This window comes from Streptomyces sp. NPDC050856, from assembly GCF_040653855.1.
GTDB lineage: Bacteria > Actinomycetota > Actinomycetes > Streptomycetales > Streptomycetaceae > Streptomyces.
Genome location: NZ_JBFAGV010000003.1, coordinates 294,172 through 320,602 on the forward strand (window position 1 = coordinate 294,172; position 26,431 = coordinate 320,602).

The 26,431-nt window shown below is 74.2% G+C and carries 23 protein-coding genes and 2 pseudogenes; 17 read left to right on the forward strand and 8 right to left on the reverse strand.

Annotated features, from left to right (window positions below; translation table 11 throughout):
- Nucleotides 1-51 precede the first annotated feature (51 nt).
- Nucleotides 52-1,506: a VWA domain-containing protein gene (locus AB0H53_RS04735; RefSeq protein WP_362107125.1), complete on the forward strand. Its 1,455-nt coding sequence runs from the start codon at nt 52-54 to the stop codon at nt 1,504-1,506.
- Here AB0H53_RS04735 and AB0H53_RS04740 read toward each other — a convergent pair.
- A pseudogene (locus AB0H53_RS04740) lies at nt 1,503-2,180 on the reverse strand (HAMP domain-containing sensor histidine kinase); the annotation flags it as partial. The gene AB0H53_RS04735 and the pseudogene AB0H53_RS04740 overlap by 4 nt on opposite strands.
- Nucleotides 2,180-2,731, reverse strand: a pseudogene (locus tag AB0H53_RS04745) (response regulator transcription factor); the annotation flags it as partial. The pseudogenes AB0H53_RS04740 and AB0H53_RS04745, both read right to left, overlap by 1 nt.
- 93 nt (nt 2,732-2,824) lie before the next feature.
- On the opposite strand from AB0H53_RS04745, the gene metG reads away from it, so the two are divergent.
- Nucleotides 2,825-4,432 (forward strand): methionine--tRNA ligase, encoded by a 1,608-nt coding sequence (gene metG / locus AB0H53_RS04750; RefSeq protein ID WP_362107128.1) that lies wholly within the window; start codon nt 2,825-2,827, stop codon nt 4,430-4,432.
- Nucleotides 4,433-4,542: 110 nt separating this feature from the next.
- On the opposite strand, the gene AB0H53_RS04755 is transcribed toward metG, so the two are convergent.
- Both AB0H53_RS04755 and AB0H53_RS04760 read right to left on the reverse strand, forming a co-directional pair.
- Nucleotides 4,543-5,286, reverse strand: coding sequence for a L,D-transpeptidase family protein (locus AB0H53_RS04755; protein ID WP_362107131.1), 744 nt, complete (start codon nt 5,284-5,286; stop codon nt 4,543-4,545).
- Nucleotide 5,287: 1 nt separating this feature from the next.
- A complete protein-coding gene (locus AB0H53_RS04760) occupies nt 5,288-5,806 on the reverse strand; it encodes a hypothetical protein (RefSeq protein WP_362107134.1) in 519 nt (172 codons plus the stop codon).
- Between the two features lie 468 nt (nt 5,807-6,274).
- On the opposite strand from AB0H53_RS04760, the gene AB0H53_RS04765 reads away from it, so the two are divergent.
- From AB0H53_RS04765 to AB0H53_RS04780, 4 genes are all read left to right on the forward strand, one after another.
- A complete protein-coding gene (locus AB0H53_RS04765) occupies nt 6,275-6,496 on the forward strand; it encodes a hypothetical protein (protein ID WP_362107137.1) in 222 nt (73 codons plus the stop codon).
- Nucleotides 6,497-6,619: 123 nt separating this feature from the next.
- Nucleotides 6,620-6,949, forward strand: coding sequence for a hypothetical protein (locus AB0H53_RS04770; RefSeq protein ID WP_362107140.1), 330 nt, complete (start codon nt 6,620-6,622; stop codon nt 6,947-6,949).
- 6 nt (nt 6,950-6,955) lie between these two features.
- Nucleotides 6,956-7,399 carry a DUF4279 domain-containing protein gene (locus AB0H53_RS04775; RefSeq protein ID WP_362107143.1) on the forward strand — a complete coding sequence of 148 codons (444 nt, stop codon included), beginning with the start codon at nt 6,956-6,958 and terminating at the stop codon, nt 7,397-7,399.
- Between the two features lie 24 nt (nt 7,400-7,423).
- Complete coding sequence (locus tag AB0H53_RS04780; RefSeq protein ID WP_362107146.1) at nt 7,424-7,852, forward strand: hypothetical protein; 429 nt, start codon at nt 7,424-7,426, stop codon at nt 7,850-7,852.
- A gap of 118 nt (nt 7,853-7,970) precedes the next feature.
- On the opposite strand, the gene aspS is transcribed toward AB0H53_RS04780, so the two are convergent.
- Nucleotides 7,971-9,737 carry an aspartate--tRNA ligase gene (gene aspS, locus AB0H53_RS04785; protein WP_362107149.1) on the reverse strand — a complete coding sequence of 589 codons (1,767 nt, stop codon included), beginning with the start codon at nt 9,735-9,737 and terminating at the stop codon, nt 7,971-7,973.
- Nucleotides 9,738-9,859: 122 nt separating this feature from the next.
- Here aspS and AB0H53_RS04790 point away from each other — a divergent pair, with 122 nt between their 5' ends.
- Nucleotides 9,860-11,944 (forward strand): SpoIIE family protein phosphatase, encoded by a 2,085-nt coding sequence (locus AB0H53_RS04790; protein WP_362107152.1) that lies wholly within the window; start codon nt 9,860-9,862, stop codon nt 11,942-11,944.
- Nucleotides 11,945-12,125: 181 nt separating this feature from the next.
- On the opposite strand, the gene AB0H53_RS04795 is transcribed toward AB0H53_RS04790, so the two are convergent.
- On the reverse strand, nt 12,126-13,094 hold the full coding sequence (locus AB0H53_RS04795; protein WP_362107155.1) for a pirin family protein: 969 nt from the start codon (nt 13,092-13,094) through the stop codon (nt 12,126-12,128).
- A 157-nt stretch (nt 13,095-13,251) separates the two neighbouring features.
- Nucleotides 13,252-13,701: an SseB family protein gene (locus tag AB0H53_RS04800; RefSeq protein ID WP_362107158.1), complete on the reverse strand. Its 450-nt coding sequence runs from the start codon at nt 13,699-13,701 to the stop codon at nt 13,252-13,254.
- A 172-nt stretch (nt 13,702-13,873) separates the two neighbouring features.
- Here AB0H53_RS04800 and AB0H53_RS04805 point away from each other — a divergent pair, with 172 nt between their 5' ends.
- Nucleotides 13,874-15,025 (forward strand): DUF418 domain-containing protein, encoded by a 1,152-nt coding sequence (locus AB0H53_RS04805; protein ID WP_362107161.1) that lies wholly within the window; start codon nt 13,874-13,876, stop codon nt 15,023-15,025.
- A 3-nt stretch (nt 15,026-15,028) separates the two neighbouring features.
- Here the strand turns inward: AB0H53_RS04805 and AB0H53_RS04810 are convergent, their stop codons facing one another.
- On the reverse strand, nt 15,029-16,243 hold the full coding sequence (locus AB0H53_RS04810) for a serine hydrolase (RefSeq protein ID WP_362107163.1): 1,215 nt from the start codon (nt 16,241-16,243) through the stop codon (nt 15,029-15,031).
- Between the two features lie 175 nt (nt 16,244-16,418).
- On the opposite strand from AB0H53_RS04810, the gene AB0H53_RS04815 reads away from it, so the two are divergent.
- The 9 genes from AB0H53_RS04815 to AB0H53_RS04855 all read left to right on the forward strand — a co-directional run bounded on the left by AB0H53_RS04815 (nt 16,419) and on the right by AB0H53_RS04855 (nt 26,283).
- Nucleotides 16,419-16,817 (forward strand): SsgA family sporulation/cell division regulator, encoded by a 399-nt coding sequence (locus AB0H53_RS04815; RefSeq protein ID WP_362107166.1) that lies wholly within the window; start codon nt 16,419-16,421, stop codon nt 16,815-16,817.
- Nucleotides 16,818-17,230: 413 nt separating this feature from the next.
- Entirely contained in the window at nt 17,231-17,692 is a 462-nt protein-coding gene (locus AB0H53_RS04820) for a CrcB family protein (RefSeq protein WP_362107169.1), read from the forward strand.
- Nucleotides 17,689-18,063, forward strand: coding sequence for a fluoride efflux transporter CrcB (gene crcB / locus AB0H53_RS04825; protein WP_362107172.1), 375 nt, complete (start codon nt 17,689-17,691; stop codon nt 18,061-18,063). The genes AB0H53_RS04820 and crcB overlap by 4 nt, the downstream gene beginning before the upstream one ends.
- Nucleotides 18,064-18,240: 177 nt before the next feature.
- Nucleotides 18,241-18,738, forward strand: coding sequence for a hypothetical protein (locus tag AB0H53_RS04830; RefSeq protein ID WP_362107175.1), 498 nt, complete (start codon nt 18,241-18,243; stop codon nt 18,736-18,738).
- Between the two features lie 264 nt (nt 18,739-19,002).
- Nucleotides 19,003-19,779: a (2Fe-2S)-binding protein gene (locus tag AB0H53_RS04835; protein WP_362107178.1), complete on the forward strand. Its 777-nt coding sequence runs from the start codon at nt 19,003-19,005 to the stop codon at nt 19,777-19,779.
- 349 nt (nt 19,780-20,128) lie between these two features.
- Entirely contained in the window at nt 20,129-21,550 is a 1,422-nt protein-coding gene (locus tag AB0H53_RS04840) for a SidA/IucD/PvdA family monooxygenase (protein ID WP_362107181.1), read from the forward strand.
- Complete coding sequence (locus tag AB0H53_RS04845) at nt 21,547-23,397, forward strand: IucA/IucC family protein (RefSeq protein WP_362107185.1); 1,851 nt, start codon at nt 21,547-21,549, stop codon at nt 23,395-23,397. The genes AB0H53_RS04840 and AB0H53_RS04845 overlap by 4 nt, the downstream gene beginning before the upstream one ends.
- The gene (locus tag AB0H53_RS04850) at nt 23,394-24,770 is read left to right on the forward strand and encodes a hypothetical protein (protein WP_362107187.1); all 1,377 of its coding nucleotides are present in this window, start codon (nt 23,394-23,396) and stop codon (nt 24,768-24,770) included. Before AB0H53_RS04845 ends, AB0H53_RS04850 begins: the two co-directional genes overlap by 4 nt.
- A gap of 199 nt (nt 24,771-24,969) precedes the next feature.
- Nucleotides 24,970-26,283 (forward strand): phytase, encoded by a 1,314-nt coding sequence (locus AB0H53_RS04855; RefSeq protein ID WP_362107190.1) that lies wholly within the window; start codon nt 24,970-24,972, stop codon nt 26,281-26,283.
- The last annotated feature ends 148 nt before the right edge of the window (nt 26,284-26,431 follow it).

Below are 26,431 nucleotides of genomic sequence, written 5' to 3' on the forward strand. Positions count from 1 at the left end.
ATTCTCGCAGTACGGACATACACGGCACCCAACATGCGAAAGGCCACTCCCATGGGCATTCGGAGCTTGCTGCGCAAGGTGTTTGGACGCGACCGTGCGGAGCGTAACGAGTCGGCGCCCCCCTCCGTCCCGTCGCAGACGGAGCGCGCGGTGGCCCCGGCCGAGCCCACGGCGACGGTGCCGTCCCCGGCGAACCCGTCCCCGGTGGAACTGGCGGCGGCGGACCTGGTGGCCGCCTCCTTCGACAACGCCCGCGCCCAGCGCACCACGATCCCCCCGGCCCGCGACGCCGAACCGGCACCCGCCGAGGGGGCCCCCTCGAAGGACGCCCCGGCCCCGACCCGGCCCGCCGCCGAGGCGGAGCCGCAGCCCGGGACCTCCGCGCCGGAGGCCGGGGCTTCGGAGCCGGAGGCGGCGGCCGAGGCGGCCCCGGAGCCCGAGCCGGCCGCCGAGACGAAGCCCGAGGCCGAGGCCGCCCCTGAGCCCGCCCCCGCGCCCGACCCCGAGCCCGAGCCCGTAGCCGCCGCCGAGGCGAAGCCCGAGGCTGCCGCGCCCGAGGCCGACACCGATCCGGAGCCCGAGCGGGAGCCCGAGGCCGCCGACGCCCCGGAGCAGCAGCCCGAAGCCGCCGTCGCCCCGGAGCCCGACCCCGAGCCCGAACCCGCCGCCGAAGCCGCCGTCGCCCCGGAGCCCGAGGCGGCCCCGGGACAGGAGCCCGAGGCGGCCGCCGCACCGGAGGACGACCTCCCGGAGGAGTCGGCGGCCGAGCCCGCCGCGCCGGAGGAGGCCCCCGCTCCGGAGCCGGAGCCGGAGGAGACGGCAGCCGCCCCCGCGAAGCCCGCGCACACCCTGGCACGGGTCAAGGCGCGGGCGCCGCAGTTGGCGGACGCGTACAAGGCCGCCGGGGCCGTGCTCAGGAAGCGCGGGCTCACCGGGACGCGGGCGACCGTGTACCTGGTGCTGGACCGGTCGGGGTCGATGCGCCCGTACTTCAAGGACGGCAGCGCCCAGGACCTCGCCGAGCGGGCTCTCGCCCTCGCCGCCCATCTCGACGAGGACGCCACCGTGCCCGTCGTGTTCTTCTCGACCGAGCTCGACGGCACCGGTGAGGTGAGCCTCGACGACGTCGATGGCAGGATCGAGGAGCTGCACGGTTCGCTCGGCCGGATGGGGCGGACCCACTACGAGTACGCCGTGCGGGAGGTCGTGGCCCAGCACAAGAAGTCGGGGGCCGGCCGTCCCGCGCTGGTCCTCTTCCAGACGGACGGCGCGCCCGAGTCGAGGACCGCCGCCACCCAGGCGCTGGCGGAGGCCGAGGAGGCGGCCGGCGGCGACAGCGGCGTCTTCTTCCAGTTCGTCGCCTTCGGCGAGGAGGACAACAAGGCGTTCGACTACCTCCGCAGGCTCCAGGCGGACAACGCCGCGTTCTTCCACGCGGGCCCCACCCCCCGCGAGGTGCCGTACGCCACCTTCTACCGCGAGGTCCTCGCGGCCTGGTCCGTCTAGGACCCGGTGGCCGGGCGCGGGGCCGGGCCGGAGACGGGCGCGACCGGGAGTCGCACCGTCACGGCCAGGCCGCCGCGCCCGCCGCCCGGGACGGCCGTGACCGTCCCGCCGTGCGCCACGGCGACCGACCGCACGATGGACAGCCCGAGTCCCGACCCCGGCCCCGTCCGGTCGCGTCCCTCGCCCCGCCGGAACGGCTCGAAGAGCCCCGGGACGTCGGCCTCGGCGACGACCGGCCCGGTATTGGCGACCGTCAGCACGCCGCCCGCCACCCGCACGTCCACGGAGCCGCCCGGCACGTTGTACGTCACCGCGTTCGCCAGCAGGTTGCCGGTGAGCCGTGCGAGGAGCAGCCGGTCGCCCCGCACCACACCGCCCGTGGCGATCCGGGCCGTCAGGCCGTACCGGGCGCACTCCTCCGCCACGACCTCCGCCAGGTCGACGTCCTCCCGCTCCGCCAGGCCCCGCTCGCCGCGGGCCAGCATCAGCGGCCCGTCGATCAGCCGCTCACTGCGGCGGTTGCTGTCCAGCAGGACCTGTTTGACCGGGACGGAGTCGTCCAGCCCCACCTGAATGGCCGTGCGCTGCGTGGCCAGCGGGGTCCGCAGCTCGTGCGACGCGTTGGCGATGAACCGCCGCTGGCTGTCGAACGCCGCCTCCAGCCGCGACAGCAGTCGGTGTGCGCGTCCCAGGCCCGCTCCAGCAGCTCCTCGGCCGACACGGCGGCCCCGTCCGCCTCCAGCAGGATCTGGAGCACCGAGAACTCCTTCGGCGACAGCTCCAGCTCCCGCCCGTCCCGCTCGGCGGTCCTGCGCGCCGTGTCCAGCCGCACCCCGAGCCGCTCCAGCACCGGTGGCACCGGCCGGGCGCTGCGCCGCCGCAGCGCGCGCACCCGCGAGACCAGCTCGGGGAACTCGAAGGGCTTGCCCAGGTAGTCGTCCGCGCCCAGGTCCAGCCCGGCGACCCGGTCCGCCACGGTCGTGGCGGCGGTCAGCATCAGGATCCGGGTCCGCGCCCCGCCCGCCACCAGCCGCCGCGCGACCTCGTCACCGTGCACCCGCGGCAGGTCGCGGTCGAGGACGACCACGTCGTAGTCGTACAGCGCCAGGTGGGCCAGGGCGGCGTCGCCGGTGTGGACGGCGTCCACGGCGAACCCGGCCCGCCGCAGTCCGGTGGCCACCAGCCCGGCGAGGACCCGCTCGTCCTCGGCAACCAGTACACGCATCCCCCCACTCTCGCCCACGCCGTGTTTCGCGGACCTCTCCACCCCTGGAATCGGAGGTGAGGACAGCTTCCGGCGCCGGATAGGATTTCGACCATGGCGGCCACTGGATCCGAGAAGCAGGGGGCGAAGGCGTATTACGTCTCGACCCCCATCTACTACGTCAACGACGCTCCTCACCTGGGCCACGCCTATACGACCGTCGCAGGCGACGTGCTCACGCGCTGGCACCGTCAGCGCGGCGAGAAGGTGTGGTACCTCACCGGCACGGACGAGCACGGTCAGAAGATCATGCGCACGGCCGACGCGAACGGGGTCACCCCGCAGGAGTGGTGCGACAAGCTCGTCGAGGAGGCGTGGAAGCCCCTCTGGGAGCACCTGGACATCGCGAACGACGACTTCATCCGCACGACGGAGAAGCGGCACACCGACCGCGTCCAGGAGTTCGTGCAGGACCTGTACGACAAGGGTGAGATCTACAAGGGCGGCTACGAGGGCCCGTACTGCGTGGGCTGCGAGGAGTACAAGCTCCCCGGCGACCTCCTCGAGGCCGAGGACGGCACGAAGCTGTGCCCGATCCACAAGAAGCCGGTGGAGATCCTCAAGGAGGAGAACTACTTCTTCAAGCTGAGCGAGTACGGCCCGAAGCTGCTGGAGTTCTACGAGCGGAACCCCGGCTTCATCCAGCCCGAGTCCGCCCGCAACGAGGTGGTGAACTTCGTCAGGCAGGGCCTCCAGGACCTGTCGATCTCGCGCTCCACCTTCGACTGGGGCGTCCCGGTGCCGTGGGACGAGAAGCACGTCATCTACGTATGGGTCGACGCGCTGCTGAACTACGCCACCGCCGTCGGCTACGGCTCCGACCAGGCGAAGTTCGAGTCGACCTTCCCGGCCGACGTCCACCTGGTCGGCAAGGACATCCTGCGCTTCCACGCGGTGATCTGGCCGGCGATGCTGATGGCGCAGGGCCTGCCGGTGCCCGGCAGGGTCGCGGCGAACGGCTGGCTGATGGTCGGCGGCGAGAAGATGTCGAAGTCCAACCTGACGGGCATCAAGCCGCAGGACCTGACCTCGCACTTCGGCGTGGACGCCTACCGCTGGTACTTCCTGCGCGCGATCGCCTTCGGCAGCGACGGTTCGTTCTCGTGGGAGGACTTCACCGCCCGCTACACCTCCGAGCTGGCCAACGACTACGGCAACCTCGCCTCGCGCGTGGCGGCGATGGTCGGCAAGTACTTCGACGGCGCCCTGCCGGAGGCCACGGCCGCCGGTGCCGCCGAGCAGGCCGTCCAGGAGGGCCTGGCCAAGGCGGTCGCGGAGGCCGACCGGAAGATCGGCGAGGAGCTGGACTTCCAGGGCGGCATCCTGGCGATCTTCGACTTCGTGAAGCAGGTCAACGGCTACATCACGGAGCAGGAGCCCTGGAAGGTCGCCAAGGACGACAGCGAGGACGGCCGCGCCCGCCTGGCGACGATCCTCTACACCGCGGCGGAATCCCTGCGGGCGGTCGCCGTCCTGCTGAACCCGGTGATGCCGGACACCTCGCGGAAGCTCTGGGACTCCCTCGGCGCGGAACCCGTCCTGGGCCCGCTCGCCGACCAGACCGTCGAGTCCGCCGCCACCTGGGGCCGCCTCCCGGCCGGCGCGACGGTGACCAAGGGCGCGGTGCTGTTCCCGCGCCTGGAGGAGCCGAAGAAGGGCTGACCGGCCCCGCCGACGACCCACCGGACCGCCGCTCCCCGACGAGGGGGCGGCGGTCCCGCCGTACGCCCGGACGCGGCCCTGCGTACGACATCCCACATCCGCAGCCCGCGTCACCGACCCAGTGACGTCACGTCCCCCATCACCACCACCGGCCGCTTCGCCGGGTCCAGCCACGTCAGGAGCTCCCGCATCCGGGGCTTCTTCAATGACACGCACCCCTCTGTCGGGCCGTTGTGGTCGACGTGGATCCAGATGCCGCCGCCGCGCCCGGGGCCCAGGGGGCGGGTCCAGTCCAGGGGGGTGGTGCCCGGGCGGCGGTTGTAGTCGATGGCGACCACGTGGTCGAAGGCGCCCGCGAGGGGTTCGCCCTGGGTGCCGGTACCCCGGGCGGTGAAGCCGGGCCCCTGGTCGTAGGGGAGCTCGGTACCCGGGTCGGGGAGGAGGCCGCCCGCGTCGGTGAGGGTGAAGACGCCGATGGGGGAGCGCAGGTCGCCCTGGACGTGGTGGTCCGTCCAGCCCTTGAGGGCGTTGTGGGCCGGCCAGGGGTCGGAGACGGGCTGCCAGCCCTGGCCGGGTTCGCGTTCGTACAGGACGACGGTGGAACGGGCCGAGTCGGGCGCGTCGCCGGTGACCACGACGGCCTGCCGGGTGGGGGCGGGGATACGGGCGCGCGTGGCCGGGCCCAGGGCCGGGATCTCGCGGGGGGCGGCCTTCCTGGGGCGCGGGTCGATCCGGTCGGTCCGGCCCTGGGGGGAGCGGGCCGAGTGGTCCTCGCGTACTCCCGACGGATCCGCGCAGGCCGTCAGGGTGAGCGGCAGGAGCAGCAGCGCGCGAGTCAAAGCGCGACGGCGCATGTCAGAGCCTTTCCTTGCTGGTGGGGACGGTGGTGGCGGCAGGGCCGGAGGTCGCGCCGCCCAGGATGCGGCGGGCTTCACCGAGGCGGTGGTCCGGGTCGCCGCCCGGGCAGCGGGCGGCCACGCCGGTGCGCCGACCCGTGGTGGGCCGGGCGTCGCGGTGCAGAGCGCGGTGCCGCCGACCGCCCGACAGGTGTCGTTGAGGGGCGAGGGTGCGGGCCTGCAGGCGGACCGTCCTGGCGTGGCGCTCCAGCGGGTGCGGCTCCAGCAGGGCGCCTCGCTGGGCGAGCGGCGCGGACGGGGGCGCGCGCATGACCCGGTGCCCACCGCCCAGCCGTCGAGGGCCGGCCAGCCGGAGGGTCAGCCCGGACGGCTCCGGGTAGCGCACCTTCCGGTCGGCGGGTGAGGCCGGTGTGGGGGAGACGGGCCGGTCGGGCGCGACGGCGGCCGGCGGCAGCAACTGAGGGCCAGCCGCGGCGACGAACGCCTCGAAGCTGTCATCGCGACCGCCACTGTCCATGCGTTCCTCGCCATTTGGTCGGTGTCCCACGAGTGGTGAACGCGGTGGCGGAGCGAACGGGTTGCCCCCGGTCCGGGCTGAAAGCCCAGCCCGGCGGGAACCCGGCCTCCTGCTCACCGGACCAGGGGTTGGCTGGTACCCGTGTGGAGACGTCGCAGTCGGCGGAAACCGGAGTGATCGTCTCGCGGAAGTGTGTGCACGTCGCACCCGCATGCGTGTGCAAGAGCGATCGTCCGATGGGATGCACCGCCGGGACACGGACCAGCCGAAGTACCGAAAAGTACCGTTGCGGGGAAATCCCCCCGTGCGATGATCGCCATCATGAGTGTCCACGGGGAGAGGCACGGGCCATCGACTTCGTCGCCGGAACGAACATTGCGCTTGGCCGACTTGGCCAAGGGCTCGTCGGGAAACCGGGCTGTGCGGGAGGCGGTGGTGATTCCGCCCGCCGAGAGTCGAACGACCGCCATGCTCCCGGAGTTCGCCGTACTGCTCAGTGCGTTCCGGCGTTCGGTGGTGGTGGTGCCGATCGACCCGTATGGGTCGCTGTGGACCGCCGAGCAGGGCGGTGTCCGGTGGATCTGCGCGTTCTCTGGTGAGGAGAGGCTGGGCCGGTTCGCACGGGCCCGCGCGAAGCGGACCGCCCGTGGAACTACCGCACCGTACTCGGTGCACGGCTGCTCGATGTGATGGTGCCGGAGCTCGGCGTACCTGCCGGTGTGGCGCTCGATGCGGGCAGCGACGACGGAATGCTTTTCCCGCCGGTGGAGGGCGTTGTCCCTCGTGCGGCGGTCATGGACCTCGGGGGACGAAATGAGTGGCGAGCAGCCCGACCTGGCGGCATCTGAGCCCGCTCTTCTGCTGATCAAAGCTGGCATCGACAGGGCCCATGGTGAGCTCAAGGAGCTGGGGATGGTCGGTGAAGCCACCGCAGGGCGCGGTTTCGCCGAACTGAGCCTGTCCGGTTTGAGCATGGGCCACTCCGGCCTGGCAGAGCAGTTCAAGACCTTCTGCGAACGGTGGGACTGGGGGGTGCACCCAGCGGACCAAGTTGGCCGACTTGTTGCAGTCGGACATGGGAAATGTGCACTGGGCAGCCTGTCGCGAGGTCAAGCATTGATAGCCATATTGCCGAGGGTGTGAATCCGAATGATTTCTGAGGAGGGGAAGGTAGTGGCCGACAGGGCTGGATCAGTCGATCGGTGGAAGTTGACCGATGTCGCTCTGGTGATCAAAAAGGCTGATCTCGATCCCGGCGAGGTCACTGCCCGCCTCGATCTCCAGCCCTCTGCCGTGAAATCTCCGGGAATCGACCGCTGGAATCCCGGAGGAGGTGCGGAAGGGCAATGGAGGTATCAGTGCGACGAGCGCACCGCGACGGACTTCTCCGCGCAACTCGACATCGTCCTGAAGGCGGCGGAACAGCGCAGCCACATTTTGGCATCGCTCCAGGAGGAAGGGTTCGAGGTCTTCCTCCTCGTCGGGGGATTCGCCGCTCACGATGCGCGCCTGCCCTTCTCCTCTGCGGAGTTGCAGCGGATCGCACGGCTGAACATGTCTTTGCGGCTGTTACCGAACCTCAATGAAAGATAGAACCGTGATCGAGGGGAGCCTGTGATGAACGTGCCGAAGACATGGCGCTCTGTCAACATTTCGCTGGCCGTGACTAAACGGGACATCGACGCGGCATCCGTCTCGGAGACCCTCGGGCTCGGCGGCACCCCCTCCGGAGACGGCGGTGTCGTCCATTCAGGGCCGTACTGGTGGTCGTACACCTACGAGGAACGCCCGGGAGGCGACCACGGTGTCCTGGTGGCGGCGCTGGTCGAACAGGTGCGGGCTCGCCTGGACAGGGTGGAAGCCCTCCGGATGGCCGGGCACGCCGTGGAGGTGGCGGTCGCGGGCACCGTCGAGACGAACGCGGAATTCCGCCTGGCACCCCGAGACATCGGCGCCCTGGCTTCGCTGGGGCTACCCGTTTCCTGCACCAGCCTGACGATCGCCCAAGAGCCGGAGGAAGACCCCTTGGACTGGCTCGACGGGTGACCTGCCCGGCGGTCCCCTGCGCTGGTGAGGACGTCCGGGACTTCCCACGGCAAGGGCCCCGGGAAACGAGGAGGGCCCCGGAACCGTTCGGTTCCGGGGCCCTCCTCGTGCCGATGGGCTACTTGTCCGCGACCGGCTTGCGGAGCTGGATGTTCAGCTCCTTCAGGCGGGCCTCGTCCAGCTCCGTCGGCGCGCCCATCATGAGGTCCTGGGCGTTGCCGTTGAGCGGGAAGGCGATCGTCTCGCGGATGTTCGGCTCGTCGGCCAGCAGCATCACGATGCGGTCGACGCCCGGGGCGATGCCGCCGTGCGGCGGGGCGCCGTACTGGAAGGCGCGGAGCATGCCCGCGAACTCGGTCTCGACGGTCTCCCGCGAGTAACCGGCGATCTCGAACGCCTTGAACATGATGTCCGGCTCGTGGTTCCGGATCGCGCCCGACGACAGCTCGATGCCGTTGCAGACGATGTCGTACTGCCAGCCGAGGATGTCCAGCGGGTCCTGGGTCTCCAGGGCCTCCAGGCCGCCCTGCGGCATCGAGAAGGGGTTGTGCGAGAAGTCGATCTTCCCGGTCTCCTCGTCCTTCTCGTACATCGGGAAGTCGACGATCCAGGCGAACCGGAAGACGTTCTCCTCGAACCGGCCGGCGCGCTTGGCGGCCTCGACCCGGACCGGGCCCATGATCTTGGAGACCTCGTCGAAGTCGCCCGCGCCGAAGAACACGGCGTGGCCGGGCGCCAGGCCGAGGCGCTCGGTGAGGACCTTGACGTTCTCCTCGGTGAGGAACTTGGCGATCGGGCCGGTCAGCGCGTTGCCCTCGCCGACGCGGACCCAGGCCAGGCCCTTGGCGCCGAGGGAGACGGCGTAGTCGCCGAGGCCGTCGAAGAACTTGCGCGGCTGGTCACCGGTGTCCGGCACGGCCAGCGCGCGGACGTGCTTGCCGGCGAACGCCTTGAACTCGGAGTTCTCGAAGACGTCGGTGATGTCGACGAGTTCCAGGTCGGTGCGCAGGTCCGGCTTGTCGTTGCCGTACTTGAGCATCGACTCGCGGAAGGGGATGCGCGGGAACGGGGAGGTGACGTGGCGGCCGCCGCCGAACTCGGTGAACAGCTCGGTCATGAGCTTCTCGATCGGCCGGAAGACGTCCTCCTGCTCGACGAAGCTCATCTCGACGTCGAGCTGGTAGAACTCGCCCGGCGAGCGGTCGGCGCGGGCGTCCTCGTCGCGGAAGCAGGGCGCGATCTGGAAGTACCGGTCGAAGCCGGAGATCATCAGCAGCTGCTTGAACTGCTGCGGGGCCTGCGGCAGCGCGTAGAACTTGCCCGGGTTCAGGCGGGAGGGGACGACGAAGTCACGGGCGCCCTCGGGGGAGGTCGCGGTGAGGATGGGGGTCGCCATCTCGTTGAAGCCGAGCGCCACCATCTTGGAGCGGATCGCGGCGATGACCGCCGAGCGCAGCATGATGTTGCGGTGCATGCGCTCACGGCGCAGGTCGAGGAAGCGGTACTCCAGGCGCCGCTCCTCGTTGACGCCGTCGTCCGTGTTGATCGTGAACGGCAGCGGGGCGGACGCGCCCAGGACCTCGACCTCGGAGACCTCGACCTCGATCTCACCGGTGGGGAGCTCGGTGTTGATGTTGTCGGCGCCGCGCGAGACGACCTTGCCGTCGACGCGGACGACCGACTCCTTGGTCTGCTTGTCGAGTGCCTCGTACGCGGCGGTGCCGGGACGGGCGACGAGCTGCGTGATGCCGTAGTGGTCGCGCAGATCGATGAAGAGGATGCCGCCCAGGTCGCGCCGATTGTGCAGCCAGCCGCTCAGCCGGACGTCGGTGCCGACGTCAGAGGCGCGGAGCTCGCCGCAGGTGTGGGACCTGTACCGATGCATCGTCGTTCATCCAGTCTTCGCGGTGGGGGTCTGGCTCGATGCGTCAAGGTTACCGGGCCCGCCAAGATCGCCGGGGCACAGCTCGGTGGCGGCTGGTCGGCTCATCTTCTTAGAGTGGGGCAATGCGCACCGAGGACGTCCTGGCCGCCATCGCCACCGGCTTGTGGCGCTGGGACAACGCGTCCGGGGTGGTGACCCTCGACGCGGAGGCCGCCCGGCTGCTGGGGCTCCCCGCCGAGCCGACCGAGCTGACCGAGGCGGCCGTGCGTTCCCGCTTCCACCCGGTCGACTGGAACGAGATCGACGGGGTGGTCAATCTGGCCGTCGCCGAGGGCACCCTCGCCGAGGCCCGGCTGCGGATCATGGACGAGAGCGGCCGGGTGATCCGTACCGTGCGCAGCCGGTCCAAGCCGCTGATCGAGGGCACCGACTACCAGCTCGTCGGCACCCTCCAGGAGGTCGCCGAGCCGCAGCCCGGCACCGCCGCCCGCACCCCCGTCACCGGGGACTGGCGCCGCTCCCGGGAGGCGTTCCTGCTGGACGCGGGGCGGGCGCTGGCGGAGGCGCGGTCCACGGCCGAGGTGCTGCGGGTGGCGGCGTCGCTGTCGATGCCCGGGTTCTCGCCGGACGGGCTGGCGGTCTTCGGCGTGGCGGGCGACCGGTTGACGATCATCGGGCACCACGGGCACAACGCCGGCGACGACGGCCCCTTCACGGACATGCCGCTGGACACCGACTACCCGGCCGCCGACGTGGTGCGGACGGGCCGGGCGATCTACCTGCCGTCGCCCGAGGAGTACCGGGCCCGCTACCCGGCGACCTGGCCGCTGGCCCAGCGGTTCGGCCGGGAGTCGTGGGCGTTCCTGCCGCTGATCGTGGCGGGGCGCACGATGGGCGCCTGGATGGCGGCGTTCACCTACCGGGTGGGGTTCACGCCCGACGAGCGGTCGGTGCTGACGACGGTGGCCCGGATGCTGGCGCAGGCGCTGGCGAGGGCCGGGGTCGCCGAGTCGGAGCGGGAGCTGTCGCTGGGGCTCCAGCGCACGATGATGCCGGTCCTGGGCCCGGCGATCCCCGGAATGGCGGTGGCCGCGCGGTACGTGCCGACCGGTGGCGGGCTCCAGGTGGGCGGCGACTGGTACGACATGATCCAGCTCCCGGGCGGCCGGGTGGCGCTCGTCATCGGCGACGTACAGGGGCACGACGTGCGAGCGGCCGGTCTGATGGGCCAGCTGCGGATCGCGCTGCGGGCGTACGCCTCCGAGGGCCACCGCCCCGACGCGGTCCTCTCGCGCGCCTCACGCTTCCTGTACGGGATCACGGACACCGGCGCGGACGGGGACCTGGCCGCGACGCGGTTCGCCACCTGCCTGTACCTGGAGGTCGACCCGGCGACCGGCACCCTGGACATCGCCCGGGCGGGCCATCCCGACCCGGCGATCCGGATGGCCGACGGAACGGTGGTGCAGCGGCCCACCGCGGGCGGGCTGCCGCTGGGCATCGTCCCGGACACCGACTACCCGACGACCCGGCTCACCCTGGAGCCCGGCGAGACCCTGATGGTCTGCACGGACGGGCTGCTGGAGACCGGCGGGCACGATCTGGAGTCCGGCTGGTCCCGGATCCGCAAGTTGCTGGAGGCGCACGACGGCGACTCGCTGGAGGAGCTCGCCGACACCCTGGTCCAGGCGGTGCACGGGCCCGGCTCCCACCACACCACCGGTCCGCTCGCCGACCGCCGCGAGGACGACATCGCCGTGCTGCTGCTGTGCCGCACCGGCGCCCCGGCGAGGCGCACCACGCCCCGCCGTACCGCGCTGACCGTCGCCCAGGCCGAGCCGGAGCGGATCGCCGTGGCCCGCCGGCAGCTCCGGGAGCTGCTGCACGACTGGGCGGACGGGGAGCAGGTCGACTCGGCGGTCCTGATGGTCTCGGAAATGGTCACCAACGTCCTGGTCCACACCGACGGGGACGCGCTGCTGGTCGCGGAGGCGACCGGCGAGCACGGCACCCGGCGGCTCCGGGTGGAGGTGGCCGACGCCAGCGACGAGCTGCCGCACCGGCGCAGGCCCGGCGAGATGGCCTCGTCGGGGCGCGGGCTGATCCTGATGGAGATGCTGGCGCACGCCTGGGGGGTGGACCCGCGCGGCGAGGGCAAGTCGATCTGGTTCGAGCTCTACGAGGCGGGCGGCGAGGCCGCCGCGTAGTGCCGTCCGGAAGGTGACGCGCAGCCGGACGCCGACGGCGGCCACGCCGGTGGCGGGCAGCGGGACGACGCACCGGGCGGCGGCGCGGCGGACGGGCTCGGGGAGCAGCGGGCGCACGGCCCCACCGCACCACGGGCCGGCCGGGCCCGCCCGTGGGCGGACCCGGCCGGGTGACGGGGTGTCAGAGGTTCTCGCCCATGCCGTGGACGGCGGGGACGCGGCCCAGGCGGCCGGCCTGGAAGTCCTCGAAGGCCTTCCTGAGCTCGTCCTGGGTGTTCATCACGAACGGCCCGTAGTGCGCCATGGGCTCCCGGATGGGACGGCCGCCGAGCAGGACGACCTCCAGGTCCGGGGTGTGGCCGTCCTGCTTCTCGTCCGCGCGGACCGTCAGCGAGCCGCCGTCGCCGAACACGGCGGTCTGGCCCATGTGGACGGGCCGCCGCTCCGCGCCGACCGTGCCGCGTCCGGCCAGCACGTAGACCAGGCCGTTGAACTCCTGCCGCCAGGGCAGGGTGACCTCGGCGCCGGGCCGGAGCGTGGCGTGGACCATGGTGATCGGCGTGTGGGTGACGCCGGGTCCCTGGTGGCCGTCGAGCTCGCCGGCGATCACGCGCAGCAGCGCGCCGCCGTCCGGAGAGGCGAGGAGCTGGACCTGGCCGCCCCGGATGTCCTGGTAGCGCGGGTCCTTCATCTTGTCCGCGGCGGGCAGGTTCACCCAGAGCTGGAGGCCGTGGAAGAGGCCGCCGGACATGACGAGGGACTCCGGCGGGGCCTCGATGTGCAGCAGTCCGGCACCGGCGGTCATCCACTGGGTGTCGCCGTTGGTGATGGTGCCGCCACCACCGTTGGAGTCCTGGTGCACAAACGTTCCGTCGATGATGTACGTGACGGTCTCGAAGCCCCGGTGCGGGTGCCAGGGGGTGCCCTTGGGCTCGCCGGGCGCGTACTCCACCTCGCCCATCTGGTCCATCATGATGAACGGGTCGAGGTAGCGGTAGTCGATGCCGGCGAACGCGCGGCGCACCGGGAAGCCCTCCCCCTCGAACCCGCTGGGCGCGGTGGTGACCGCGAGCACCGGGCGGGCGGCGGCGTCGGCGGGTGCGGTGACGCGCGGCAGGGTGAGCGGGTTCTCGACGGTTACGGCAGGCATGGTGGCGACCTCCTCGGAGCGGCGTGCCCCCAGATTAGTTGAACGATGAACTTCTTGCCACCGGTAACGCGGAAAAGCCCGGGAGGCATTCCCCCCGGGCTCCATGAGTACCGCCGATCCTCCCGCGCACGCGCCGTCCCGGCCGTGCGCCGCTGCCTCAGCCGTACATACGGCGCATGGCGAAGTCGACCATCTGCTCCACGGCCTTGGCGTCGAAGACGATCCGGTGGTCGCCCTCCATGTCGAGGACGAAGCCGTACCCGGTCGGCAGCAGGTCGATGACCTCGGCGCCGGTGATCACGAAGTACTTGGACTCCTTGCCCGCGTACCGGCGCAGCTCCTTGAGCGAGGTGAACATCGGGATGACCGGCTGCTGGGTGTTGTGCAGCGCCAGGAAGCCCGGGTTGTCACCGCGCGGGCAGTACACCTTCGAGGTCGCGAAGATCTGCTGGAAGTCCTCGGCCGACAGCGACCCGGTGGTGAAGGCCCGCACGGCGTCCGCGAGCGAGGGCGGCGACGGCTCGGGGTACAGCGGCGGCTGCTGCGCATAGCCCTGCTGGGGCGGTGCGTAACCCTGACCGCCCTGGTTCTGCTCGTACCCGTACATGGCCCACAGCGTACCGAGCGGCGACCGGGCCCCGGGCCGGTACACCGGCAACCGGCCCGCCCCGCCCGGCCGCCGGGCGGAACCCCCCGCCGGCCGCTTACATCCTTCGATGTAGCGGGCGTTCGTCACCGGTCATGACGAACACCGCCGGGGCCGCCAGGACGATGAGGTCATGACCGACCACCCCACCGGACGACGGCTTCCCCTGCTCGACGTGCTGCGCGGCGCGGCGATCCTCGGCACGCTCATGACGAACATATGGATCTTCACCGCTCCCGGCGCCGAGTGGGGCGTTCTGCGGAGCGGCACCGCCCAGGCCCCGTCCGGGTCGGCGGCGGCCGTCGCCGAGCGCGTGTTCCGGTTCCTCGCGGACGGCAAGTTCCTCTCCCTGCTGACGATCCTGTTCGGGGTGGGCCTCGCCATCCAGTACGGCTCCGCCGAGCGGCGCGGGCAGCCGTGGCCCGGCCGGTACACGTGGCGCGCGCTGTTCCTGTTCGCCGAGGGCACGGTCCACTTCGTCCTCGTCTTCGCCTGGGACGTGCTGATGGGGTACGCGGTCACCGCCCTGTGCGTGGCCTGGCTGCTGACCCGCTCGGAGCGGGCCCGGCGCCGGGTGATGTGGTGGACCGCCGGGGCACACCTGACGGTGATGACCCTGCTGACCGCCGCCCTGGCGACGGCGGACGGCTCCGGGGAGCCGCTCTCGCCACGGGCCGTCGACCTGTACGCGCACGGCGGCTACCTCGACCAGGTCGCCTTCCGGCTGGAGAACGCCGTCGCGCTGCGCCTGGAGCCGGTGCTGACGTTCTTCCTGCTGGTGTTCCTCTTCCTGCTGGGCGTACGGCTGTACCGGGCCGGTGCCTTCGGGGCGGACGCGACCGGCCGCCGCGTCCGGGTCCGCCTGGCGGGCTGGGGCCTGGGCCTCGGGGTGCCGGCCGGCGCGGCGGTGGCGCTGGCCGGCCCGGACTTCTTCCTGCTGGGCCGGTACGGGGCCGCGCCGCTGATGGCGGTCGGGTACATCGGACTGATCGGCGTCCTGGTGGACCGGGTGCGACGGCCCGGCCCGGTGCTGTCGGGGCTGACGTCGGTGGGGCGGACGGCCCTGTCCGGTTACGTCGCGCAGAACGTGCTGTGCGTGCTCCTCTCGTACGGTGTCGGGCTCGGCCTCGCCGAGCGGCTGTGGGACGAGCCGGGGCGCCCCTGGTGGGTGATGGGGCTGTGGGCGGCGGTCTGCGCCGTGCTGATGGCCGGCTCGGCGCTGTGGCTGCGGCGCTTCCCGGCCGGACCGCTGGAGGCCGCGCAGAAGTGGGCGCTGCGGCGCTGAACGTCAGTCCGGCAGGCCGCCGCGGCGGCGCACCAGCCACATCGTCGCCGCCGCCAGGCAGGCCGAGGCGACGAAGGTGACCGGCAGGACCACACCGGGGCCGTCGTCGGCCGCGGCCGCGGCCGACGCCTTGACGGGCCCGGCCGCGGCGGAGGGCGCGGCGGTGGTGGCGGGGGGGACGGTCCGGGAGGCGGGCCCGGCCGGGACGGCGACCGGCCTGGCCCTGGGGGCCGGAGGCAGCAGCGAGCCCACCGGGCGGACCCGGCCGGCCGCCGCGAACCCCCAGTCGAACAGGTCCCTGGCCTCCTCGTACACCGCGTACGCCCCGCCCTGGCGCGGGTTGAGGACGGTGACGACCAGGGTGTGCCGGCCCTGGCGGGCGGCGGCGATGAGGGTGTGGCCGGCGCTGCTGGTGTAGCCGTTCTTGATGCCGAGGATGCCCGGGTAGCGGGACACGCCGTTGGCCCCGGTGACCAGCCGGTTGGTGTTGCGGATGCCGTACGTCCAGCCGCGCGCCGGGAACTTCGCGTACGGCTTCGCGCAGTAGTGGGCGAAGTCGGGGTCGTGCAGCCCGGCCCGGCCGAAGACCGCCAGGTCGTACGCCGACGAGACCTGTCCCGGCGCGTCGTACCCGTCCGGCGAGACCACCCGGGTGTCATGGGCGCCCAGCGCCCGGGCGGTGGCCTGCATCTGCCGGGCCGTCTGCGCCCAGCCGCCGTTGAGGCCCGCCAGGACGCGGACGGCGTCGTTGCCGGAGCTGAGGAACACGCCGTTCCACAGGTCGTCCAGCCGGTAGGTGACGTTCTCCTGTACCCCGACCAGACTGCTGCCGTCGCCGATCCCCTCCAGCTCGTGCCCGCTGACCGTGTGCAGCGTCGGCGGGGCCAGGCGCGGCAGCGCGGTCAGCGCGAAGAGCGCCTTGAGCGTCGAGGCCGGCGGAAGCGGCCGGTGGGCGTCGTGGGCGGCGAGCACATCGCCGGTACGGGCGTCCGCGACCAGCCAGGCGCGCGCGGACACCCGGGGCGGGGCCGGTACGCCGGGCGGCAGCCGCACCAGCGTGCCGGGCCGGTACAGCAGCGCCCGGTCGATGGGCGCGGCGGCCGGCGGGGGCACCGGCTCGACGGGGCGGTCCGCCGCGGCGGCCGGGGAGGACAGGAGCAGCAGCGGGAGGACACCGGCGCCGGCCGCGACCCGGCGTACGACAGAGCTGACGATCATTCAGCCACCGTAGGAACGGATCACCGGGCCCGCAGGGCGGCGTGGGCCGACCGGACTAGCCCCGGTCACCGTCGCCGCCGAGCGGGTGGTGATCGCATCACCCGGCGCTTCGGGGGCAGGCGGAGAGGCGAGCCCCCACACCGACCCCCGACCCACCCACCCCTGGAGGGACGACATGAGCACGACCCTGCGCGACAAGGTCTTCATGCGGCTTCTCTCGGAGAGCGGCCACGAACTCCCGGTGCTGGCGCATCTGACCTACGACCCCCGGGACCCCTACGCGGTCGTGGTGGGTTTCACCCACGGCGGCTGCGTCTACGCCGAGTGGCGGCTGGACCGCGAGATGCTCGGTGAGGGGACGCGGGGCCCGGTCGGGGAGGGGGACGTACGGATGTGGCCGGTGCTCAACGGCACCCGGGAGGAACTCCACATCGAACTGATGCACACCGCCGAGTTCACGGTGTGGGTGCCTTCCCTGGTCCGGTTCCTGGAACGGACGTACACGGTGGTGCCGGAGGGCTCGGAGCGGGTGGAGATGGACGCGTTCCTCGCCGAGGTGCTGGCCGCCGGCTGACGGCACCGGGGCGGCGGGGTGCGAGCGGGGGTGCGGCGGCGTCGGGCCGGGTGGGCCGACGGGGCTCGGGTGAGTGGGTACGGGGACGCCGGACGGGGCCCCGGGCGGTGGGGCACGCTGCGCGGTGACCGGCGCGGGAGGACACCGGCGGGCGACGGACGTGCCGCGCGGGGCGCGGGCGGCGACGCCTCCGGCCGCGCCGGCCGGCCCACCGGCGACGCCCGCTGCGGCGCCGCCACCGCGGCGCACGGCGGCCACGGCCGTCGCACACCGAGGCGTCGCCGCGCACTTCCCGCCCGGGCCCGGGACGCGGGCCCGCCGCCGGCCGGGGTCACGGCCGGACGCGGCCCTTGACGGAGGGGAACCGCCGGCCGGCTTGGGCCGATCACCCGGTTCCTGCCAGGCTGAGGCCCATGGGAGTGTCTTCGCGCGGCAGGACGGCGGGCGGCCCGGCCGTGGTCGGCGCGGTCGCCGCCGGCGGCGCGCTGGGCGCCGCCGCCCGGTACGGGGTGGCGCTGCTGTGGCCGGCCGCCCCCGGCGCCTTCCCCTGGGCGACGCTGTGGACGAACGTGGCGGGCTGCGCGGTGATCGGCGCGTTCATGGTCCTGGTCACCGAGGCGGGCGCGGCGGCGCACCGGCTGGTACGGCCGTTCTTCGGTCCCGGCGTGCTGGGCGGGTTCACCACCTTCTCCACGTACGCCGTGGACGTCGAGCGGCTGGTGGAGCGGCACGAGACGGCCACCGGGCTGGCGTACCTGGTGGCCACCCCGGTGGCGGCGCTGACCGCCGTATGGGCGGCGGCGTGGGCGACCCGCCGGGTACGGGCACGGCCCCGCCGGACCCTCCGGCCCGGGGGACGGGGGCCCGAGCGGTGACCTGGCTCCTCGTCCTCGCCGGAGGGGCGGTCGGCGCCTCCCTGCGGTACCTCACCGACCGGGCCGTGCGGGCCCGGCAGTCCTCCGTCTTCCCGTGGGGCACCCTCGTCGTGAACGTGCTCGGCTGCCTGGTGCTGGGCCTGCTCACCGGCGCGGTCGCGGCGGGCGCCGCCCCCTCGCACCTCCACCTGCTCGTCGGCACCGGTCTGTGCGGGGCGCTGACGACGTACTCGACCTTCTCGTACGAGACGCTGAGCCTCGCCCAGGGCGGTGCGGGGCGGTACGCGGTGGCCAATGCGATCGGCAGCGTGGTGGCCGGGGTGGGCGCGGCGTTCGCGGGCGCGGCGGCGGCCCGGGCGCTCTGGGCCTGACGGCCCTCCGCGGCCGGCCGGTACGGCCCCTGACCGGGGCCGCGCCCCGGGGTGGACGCCTCCCCGGCCGGGCGACGGCCGGCCAGGGCGGCGGGGCGCGGCCGGCGCGTTGACCGGCTCCGGGCGCGACCGTAGCGTTGAGGGCGCCACCGCCACTTCTCGCCCCTGGGGCGCACCATGAGCCTCCCGCTCCCCGCTCGCCGCCGGGCCGCCGCGTTCGCGGGCTCGGCCCTGCTGCTGTCGACGCTCTCCCTCACGCTGTCGGGGTGCGGCTCGGAAGGGCCGTCGGAGAGCCGGCGACCGAGCGCGCCGGCCGCCGTGCCGGTGTCCTTCGCGTCGGCCGCCGGGTCCCCGGTGGCGGGCGCGCTGGCGGCGCAGGCCACCGCGCAGGAGAAGGCGGCCCGGCAGACGGCCGAGCGCGGGGCCGCCGAGCGCGGGGCCGCGACGGAGGCCCCCGGGCGCCGGGCCTGCACCACCGACCCCGCCGACCGGTCGGCCTGCCGCAACCCGGGCGGGACCGTCGACCCCGGCGGCGGCGACATCGACGGGGACGGCACGTTCGAGCCGGACGAGCCGGTCGGACCCGGCTACCGGGACCCGCGCGCCTACGACGGCGGCCGGACCTCCGGCGAGAGCCAGTGCGCGTGGCTGCGCTCCCGGGGCATCGCCTGCTGAAGTCCCGGCCGCTCCCGCCGGTAGCCGCACGGCGCCCCGGCCGGCCCGCCCGGCGTATCCGGCGTGCCCCGGCGGGCCCGGCGCGCCGCGTCCGCCGGGGCGTCACCTCCGGGCGGCCGGTGGGGCGGGCCGCGCGCGACGAGCACCCGGCACGCGTGCCGCCGTGACGGCTGGTATCAATGAGGATAGGCTTGCCTAACAAGGTGGTTGGTGAGCCGGCCTGCCTCATGAGCCGAGCCGCTTAGGACGCGTATGCCCTCCGCAGTGTCGCTTCCCGTGTCGCCCCCGCTCGCCGGTGCCTACCGGCGCATGGCGGCCCTCTCGCCGCTGCTGCGGATCGAGGTGGGCGAGCCCGGCGACGGCGACGACTGGATCGCGGGGCACCGGCTCACCGATCCCGCCGTGCTGGAGCGGCTGGTCGCCGACGAGGAGCGGCGGATCGAGGACGCCTACGGGGTGCAGGCGCGGCGCGATGTCGCCGCCACCTGGGTGCTGCACCGGTACGCGTTCACCGTGATCCTCGCCATGAGCGGGCCCTGGTACCTGGAGCGCCGGGTGCCCCGGCTGCCGCCGGCCGGGGTGCGGTACGGCGGGCGCACCCGCCGGCTCGCCGTGACCGCCACCGACGGGGTGAGCTGCCTGGCCGGTGACCCGCTCGCGGCGGCGCCCGGTGTGCGGGCGCTGGACGGTGAGGAGGCCCTGCGCGCGGAACTGCGCGCGGCGGTGGCCGGGCACCTGGAGCCGGTACTGGAGGCGTTCCGTCCCCTGATGCGGCGCGGCGCCCGCGCCATGTGGGGGCTGATCACCGATGAACTCGCGGAAGGGCTCCGCCACTTGGGCCGCCGGCTCGGCGACGAGTGGGCCGCCGCCCGGGCCGCCGACGCGCTGCTGCCGGGGCGCACCGCCCCGTACGCCGGCGCGGCCGGCTTCCGGCCCGACCCGGACGCCTGCGGCGAGCCGACCCGTACCCGGGTCGGGTGCTGCCTCTTCTACACGATCCGCCCCGAGGACATCTGCGCCACCTGCCCCCGGGCCGCCTGAGCCGCGGCGTTCCGGGGCGGCGGTCGGGTCCCACCGCCTGGCGGAGCGTCAGGCCGGCGGTGTACGGGGCGGATTGCTTCCGGCCGCCTGGAGGTTAGGCTAGCCTAAGTGATCGTTCCGCTGGACGACGAAGGGCGCTTCCCGACATGCCGTGTGCCCATCCCCCCGGCCGTCGGGCGCGCCGCGGGCGCACCGCTCGCCCCCGCGCCCGGAGCGCGGGCACGCTGCCGGCGCGGTCGCCCCGGGGCCGGTCGGACGCGGCCCCGGCGGAGCGTCCCAGCGCGCTGCGGGTGTCACCGCGCACCCTTGAGGCCGCCGTCGCCGGCGGCCGGAACCATGGAGGACCCCGATGACGCCGCCCGGCACCGGCACCACGCCCCTCGACCTGCTGGGGGTGGGGATCGGGCCGTTCAACCTCTCCCTGGCCGCCCTCGCCGACGGCGTGCCCGGGCTGCGGGCCGCCTTCCTCGACGAGCGCCCCGCCTTCCGCTGGCACCCGGGACTGCTCATCGAGGGCGCCACGCTCCAAGTGCCGTTCCTGGCCGACCTGGTGAGTCTGGTGGACCCGACGAGCCGCTGGTCGTTCCTGAACCACGTCAGGGAGAGCGACCGGCTCTTCCCCTTCTACTTCGCCGAGAAGTTCCACATCGACCGCCGCGAGTACGACGCCTACTGCCGCTGGGCCAGTGAGCGGCTGCCCTCCTGCCGCTTCGGCCACCGGGTGGACAGCGTCCGGTGGGACGGTGAACGGGCCGCCTTCGCCGTGGACTTCACCCGCACGACCGAAACTCCCACCGGCAACCGGGCGGGCACCACCGGCTCCGGCACCGCAACCCGCCCCGGGAACGGCCGGCTGTACGCCCGCCACCTCGCCCTCGGTGTCGGCACCGCACCGTACGTCCCCGAGCCGCTGCGCGGCCTCGCCGGCGACCCCGCCGTGCCGGTCCTGCACTCCGCCGACTACCTGGACCACCGCGACCGGTTGCTGGCCGCCGGGCACGTCACCGTCGTGGGTGCCGGCCAGTCCGGCGCCGAGGTCCTGCTCGACCTGCTGCGGGCCCGGCCACCCGGCCGGGAGGGGCTGACCTGGCTGGCCCGCACCCCCGCCTTCGCGCCGATGGAGTACTCCAAGATCGGCCTGGAGCAGTTCACGCCCGACTACACCCGCTACTTCCACGGCCTGCCGGAGGCCACCCGCGACCGGCTGCTGCCCGCGCAGTGGCAGCTCTACAAGGGCGTCAGCGGCGAGACCCTGGGCGAGATCCACGACGAGCTCTACCGGCGCACCCTCGGCGGCGGCTGGCCCGATGTGTCCCTGACCCCCGGGGTCACCGTCCGCGCCGCGACCCGCACCGCACGCGGGCGGGTCGAACTGGCCCTGGAACACGGCCAGCAGGAGTCCCGGGGACAACTGACCACCGACGCCGTCGTCCTCGCCACCGGCTACCGCGAGCGGTCACCGGCCACCCTGCTCGCGCCGCTGGACAAGTACCTCGCCCGGGACGGCGCCGGCCGGCCGCTCGTGGACGGGGACCAGCGGCTGGTCCTGGACGGGGCCGTGACCGGCGGGGTCTTCGTCCAGAACGCCGAGCGCCACACCCACGGCGTCGGCACCCCCGACCTGGGTCTCGCCGCCTGGCGCTCGGCCGTCATCCTCAACGCGCTCACCGGCCGCGACGCCTACCGCCTGCCCGCCCGCACCGCCTTCACCACCTTCGGCCTCCCTGGCCGCGATCCCGCATTGACGAGCACCGTCGGAGGACGTCCGTGACCGCGCAGACAGCACCACAGGCACAGGCCCTGGCCTGGAACCGGGCCGGGACGCTGATCACCGAGAAGATGCTGGGCGAACTGTCCTACGAGTACCTCTTCGAGCCGGTCCCCGACCCCGGGGCCGGGCCCGTCCGGGACGCCACCGCCGGGCCGGGTGCCGGGCGCCGCGACCCCGCCTGGCGCCTGGACCTGCCCGGGGGCGTCAGCTACCGCTTCCGCGCCCGTCACGGCGCCTTCCGCTGCTGGGTGGTCACCCCCGGCTCGGTCACCCGCCACACCGCCGACGGCACCGGCGCACCGGCCGACGACCCGCGCGCCCTCGTGGTGGACGCGCGCGAGGTGCTCGGGCTGACCGGCGCGCGGCTGGCCGACGTGCTGAGCGAACTGACCGCCACCGTCGCCAACGAGGCCATGCGCCTGGAGCACCCGGTGACGGCGGCCGAGCTGGCGTCCCTGCCGTACGACCTCGCCGAGGGGCACCTGACCGGACATCCGCGCATCGTCGTCAACAAGGGCCGGGTCGGGTTCTCCGCAGCCGACCGCGCCCGGCTCGCGCCGGAGGCCCGTACCCCGTTCGCCGTCCGCTGGGCCGCCGTCCACCGGGACCTGGCGAGCTTCCGATCCGTGCCGGGACTGGACGAGGACACCCTGCTCGCGGAGGAGCTGGACGCGGGCACGCGCGCCGCCTTCACCGAGCGGCTGACCGCCACCGGGGCCGATCCCGCGCAGTACGTGTGGCTGCCCGTCCACCCCTGGCAGTGGGACGAGATCGTCGGCACCCTGTACGCCGCCGAACTCGCCACCGGCCGGATGGTTCCGCTCGGCGAGTCGGCCGACCGGTACCTCCCGCACCAGACCGTCCGCACCCTCGCCAACGTCTCCCACCCCACCCGGCGGGACGTCAAGACGGCCTGCTCGGTGCGGAACACCCTGGTCTACCGGGGCCTGGACTCCGCCGCCACCCTGGCCGGGCCCGCCGTCACCCGGTGGCTGCTGTCCATCCACGAGAACGACGAGCTGCTGCGCGACGAGTACCGCTTCGACCTGCTGGGCGAGGTCGCCGCCGTCTCCGTGCGCCACCCGCTCCTCGGCTCCCTGGACGAACTGCCCTACCGCTTCCACGAAACCCTCGGCGTGCTGTGGCGCGAGCCGCTGCGCACCCGGGTGGCGGACGGCGAGCGGGCCCTCTCGCTGGCCGCCCTGCCCTACCGCGACCACCTCGGCGAGAGCGTCGCCGCCCACCTCGTGCGCACCTCCGGTATGGAGCCCGGCGCGTGGTTCGGGAAGCTGTACGACCTGATCCTGACCCCGCTGCTGCACTGGCTGTACCGGTACGGCGTCGCCTACTGCCCGCACAGCCAGAACCTCGTCCTGGTCACCGACGCCGACGGCCGCCCGCTGCGCGTCCTGATCAAGGACTTCGCGCAGGGCGTCGACCTGGTGGACACCGACCTGCCCGTCCATGACACGCTCGGCGCCGAGGCCCGCCGGGACATGCTGCGCTGGCCCGCCCCGCTGATGGCCCAGTCGCTGTTCTCCTCGGTGCTGTCCGGGCAGATCCGTTTCCTCGCCGAGGTCGCCCTGGACGATTTCGGCTATCCGCGCGCCCGGATGTGGGAGCAGGTCCGCGCGATCGTCCGGGGGTACGCCGAGCGCTTCCCCGAGGACGCCGGGCGCTACCCGGACCTCGACCTGTTCGCCCCGGACGTCGAGCGGGTCTGCCTCAACCGCGAGCACCTGGCCGGCGAGGGCTTCGAACGCGTCGACCGCGACGAGGAGTTCGACGTCCGCTTCGGCCGAGTACCCAACCCGCTGGCCGGGCCCGACCCGGAGGGTGCCTGGTGACCGCGCTGCACGTGGTCGTCCCCGACCGGGGCGACCCCTTCTGGCGGCGGCCCGCCGGCCCCCGCACCCTGGCCGCGCGGGACGCCGCCGGGGCCCGGATACGCGCCGCGCTCGCCGAGCGGGGAGCGGACCGGCTGACCCTGCTGGCGCCCGATCCGCACGCCCGGTTCGCCGCCGTCGACCTCGACGGGGACTTCGCCCTGGACTCCGTACTGGACGACGGCTACGGCGCCTGCACCTACCTGTACGCCTGGACCGTCGAACGCGGCACCACCGACGACCCCCGGCTGGCCCGCTACTACGGCGCCTACGGCGACCTCGTCCTGCGGCCCGACCCCGCCACGCTGTTGCCGCGGCCCGGTGAGGACGGCAGTTGGTACGCGGTGTGCGACGCGGCCTGGCCCGACGGCACCCCCGTCGCCGTCGCCCCGCGCACCGTGCTGCGGGAGCGGCTCGCCGCCGCCGAGGAGGCGGGCATCGTGCCGTCCGTCGGCCTCGAACACGAGGTGACGTTCCACGGGGTCGACGGCAAGCCGCTGAGCGAGCACGGCATCGACTACGCCCTGGGCGGCACCGAGTTCCTCGATCCGCTGCTGCGCGAGGTGCGCGGCACCCTGCGCGAGGCGGCGCTGGGCATGGAGTCGGCCAGGGCCGAGTGCCATCCGGGCCAGTACGAGATCGTGCTGCGGCACCGCGACGCGCTGGCCGCCTGCGACGACGCCATGCTCCAGCAGACCCTGGTGCGCGGGGCGGCGGCCCGGCACGGCATCACCGCCTCGTACCTGGCCGCCGACGCGACCGGGCAGGGCAGCTCCTGCCACGTCCACCTGTCCCTCAACGACCCGGCCGGGCACAACCTGGGCGGCGGCGACCCGCGGCGGCCGAACCGGCTGCTCGGCTCGTTCCTCGCCGGGGTGCTGCGCGCCGCGGCTGACCTGACCGTGGTGTGGGCCCCCACCACCAACGCGTACGTCCGGCTGCGCACCGGCGACTTCGCGCCGACCCGGGTCCGCTGGGGCGCCGACGACCGCACCGCCGCCGTACGCCTGGCCGGGCGCGGCCCCTCGCTGCGCCTGGAGTGCCGCTTCCCGGGTGCCGACGCCCAGCCGCACCTGGCCGTCGCGGCGCTGCTCGCCGCCGGCCTGTCCGGCATCGAGGACGACCTGTCCGCGCCGCCCGCCGGTGCGGTGGTGGACCGGCTCGCCACCACGCCGTGGGAGGCGCTGGAACGGTTCACCACCGCCGAGCTGCCCGCCCGCCTGCTCGGCGAGGAGGTGGTCGCCCACTGCGCCGCCCTGTTCCGCGCCGAGCTCGACTCCTGGTGCGACGCCGTCACCGACCGGGACCGCCGCCGCGGGGCCCTGCGGAGCTGACCGCGCGGGCCCGGGCGGCGCCCGGGGTGGCCGCCGGGGCCGCCGCCCGGCCCGCCCGCCGCCCGGCCCGCCCGCCGCCCGGCCCGCCCGCCGCCCGGCCCGCCGCCCGGCTCGGCCCGGCCGTACGATCTGCCGCGCCGTCCCGCCGCGTACACCCGCCGTACGCCGGGCGGTCACGCGCCGCCCCGACGCTGGGGGGATGGCTGACTCCCTACGCGTCCTGGGCACCGCCCTGATCGCGCTCACCGCCGCCGTGGCCGCACCGGCCCACGCGCGGTCCCAGACCCCGCCCGCGGCGGCCCACGCCGCCGCGCTGCCGGCCGTCGCCCCGAAGGCCGAGACGGCCCCGCTGTACGACGACGACGCGGGCGGCAACGCCGACGCCGACGACCCCGCCATCTGGCGCGACCCGGCCGACCCCGACCGCAGCCTGGTCATCGCCACCGCCAAGGAGGGCGGCCTGCGGGTCTACGACCTGGACGCCCGCGAGGTCCAGTCCGTCCCGGCCCCGCCCCCGGCCGCCGAGGGCGACGCGCCCGGCCGCTTCAACAACGTCGACCTGGTGCACGGCCTGCGCCTGCCGTCCGGCCGCGCCGACATCGCCGTCACCACCGACCGGGGCCACGACCGCCTGCGCTTCCACCGCATCACCTCCGGCCGTCCGGGCGGCCCGCTCACCGACATCACCGACCCGGCCGCCCCGCCCGTCTTCTCCGCGGACCAGGCGGAGATCAACGACCAGCGCACCGCCTACGGCCTGGCCACCTGGACCGACCGGGCGACCGGCCGCTCGTACGCCCTGGTCAGCCGCCGCGAGCGGACCACCGTCGCGCTGCTGGAACTGCGCCCGACGCCCGCCGGCACCGTCACCTACCGCACGGTCCGCACCCTGGACCTGCCCACCGCCTTCCGGCTCCCCGACGGCACGTCCTGGGCGCCCTGCGCCGAGCCGGGCGAGCTGCCCCAGGTGGAGGGCATGGTGGTGGACCCGGCCGACGGCACCCTCTACGCGGGCCAGGAGGACGTCGGCATCTGGCGCCTGCGCGCCGACCTGACCGGCACCCCGAAGCTCATCGACAAGGTGCGCGAGTACGGCGTGCCGGGCGTCTACGACGAGGAGACCGAGGAGTGCGTCGCCGGCCCCGACCCGGGCCACGGCGGCACCCGGCTGGCCGCGGACGTCGAGGGCCTGGCCCTGATCACCGAGTCCGACGGCGACGGCCACCTCCTCGCCTCCAGCCAGGGCGACGACACCTTCGCCCTGTACGACCGGGAGATCGCGGACGCCAACGAGTACGAGGCGGGCTTCCGTGTCACGCCGGCCGGTCCGGTGCTCGACGGTGCCGAGGAGTGCGACGGGGCCGCCGCCCTCAACGCGCCGCTGGGCCGCCGCTACCCCCATGGCCTGCTGGTCGTCCAGGACGGCCACGCCGCCCCCGCCACGGCCGAACGGCCCGCCACCGGCTTCAAGTTCGTGGACCTGGGCGAGGTGCTGGACGCGGTGGACGACTGAGCGACCCCTGGGCGCGGGGCCGGGCCGGGCACGGCCGCGGGCCCCCGCCCCGCGGGGGCGCGCGGGGGGGGGGGCAGCGGGGTTGGGGGGGCGGCGAGGCCGGTGGGACACGCGGCGCGGGGGGCGAGAACGCGCCCGGGGCCAATAA

Excerpts from the sequence above, each read along its gene's own strand:
- AB0H53_RS04735 (WP_362107125.1), top strand. The coding sequence starts at position 52 with ATGGGCATTCGGAGCTTGCTGCGCAAGGTGTTTGGACGCGACCGTGCG.
- metG (WP_362107128.1), top strand. The coding sequence starts at position 2,825 with ATGGCGGCCACTGGATCCGAGAAGCAGGGGGCGAAGGCGTATTACGTC.
- AB0H53_RS04755 (WP_362107131.1), bottom strand. The coding sequence starts at position 5,286 with ATGCGCCGTCGCGCTTTGACTCGCGCGCTGCTGCTCCTGCCGCTCACC.
- AB0H53_RS04760 (WP_362107134.1), bottom strand. The coding sequence starts at position 5,806 with ATGGACAGTGGCGGTCGCGATGACAGCTTCGAGGCGTTCGTCGCCGCG.
- AB0H53_RS04765 (WP_362107137.1), top strand. The coding sequence starts at position 6,275 with ATGCTCCCGGAGTTCGCCGTACTGCTCAGTGCGTTCCGGCGTTCGGTG.
- AB0H53_RS04770 (WP_362107140.1), top strand. The coding sequence starts at position 6,620 with ATGAGTGGCGAGCAGCCCGACCTGGCGGCATCTGAGCCCGCTCTTCTG.
- AB0H53_RS04775 (WP_362107143.1), top strand. The coding sequence starts at position 6,956 with ATGATTTCTGAGGAGGGGAAGGTAGTGGCCGACAGGGCTGGATCAGTC.
- AB0H53_RS04780 (WP_362107146.1), top strand. The coding sequence starts at position 7,424 with ATGAACGTGCCGAAGACATGGCGCTCTGTCAACATTTCGCTGGCCGTG.
- aspS (WP_362107149.1), bottom strand. The coding sequence starts at position 9,737 with ATGCATCGGTACAGGTCCCACACCTGCGGCGAGCTCCGCGCCTCTGAC.
- AB0H53_RS04790 (WP_362107152.1), top strand. The coding sequence starts at position 9,860 with ATGCGCACCGAGGACGTCCTGGCCGCCATCGCCACCGGCTTGTGGCGC.
- AB0H53_RS04795 (WP_362107155.1), bottom strand. The coding sequence starts at position 13,094 with ATGCCTGCCGTAACCGTCGAGAACCCGCTCACCCTGCCGCGCGTCACC.
- AB0H53_RS04800 (WP_362107158.1), bottom strand. The coding sequence starts at position 13,701 with ATGTACGGGTACGAGCAGAACCAGGGCGGTCAGGGTTACGCACCGCCC.
- AB0H53_RS04805 (WP_362107161.1), top strand. The coding sequence starts at position 13,874 with ATGACCGACCACCCCACCGGACGACGGCTTCCCCTGCTCGACGTGCTG.
- AB0H53_RS04810 (WP_362107163.1), bottom strand. The coding sequence starts at position 16,243 with ATGATCGTCAGCTCTGTCGTACGCCGGGTCGCGGCCGGCGCCGGTGTC.
- AB0H53_RS04815 (WP_362107166.1), top strand. The coding sequence starts at position 16,419 with ATGAGCACGACCCTGCGCGACAAGGTCTTCATGCGGCTTCTCTCGGAG.
- AB0H53_RS04820 (WP_362107169.1), top strand. The coding sequence starts at position 17,231 with ATGGGAGTGTCTTCGCGCGGCAGGACGGCGGGCGGCCCGGCCGTGGTC.
- AB0H53_RS04830 (WP_362107175.1), top strand. The coding sequence starts at position 18,241 with ATGAGCCTCCCGCTCCCCGCTCGCCGCCGGGCCGCCGCGTTCGCGGGC.
- AB0H53_RS04840 (WP_362107181.1), top strand. The coding sequence starts at position 20,129 with ATGACGCCGCCCGGCACCGGCACCACGCCCCTCGACCTGCTGGGGGTG.
- AB0H53_RS04855 (WP_362107190.1), top strand. The coding sequence starts at position 24,970 with ATGGCTGACTCCCTACGCGTCCTGGGCACCGCCCTGATCGCGCTCACC.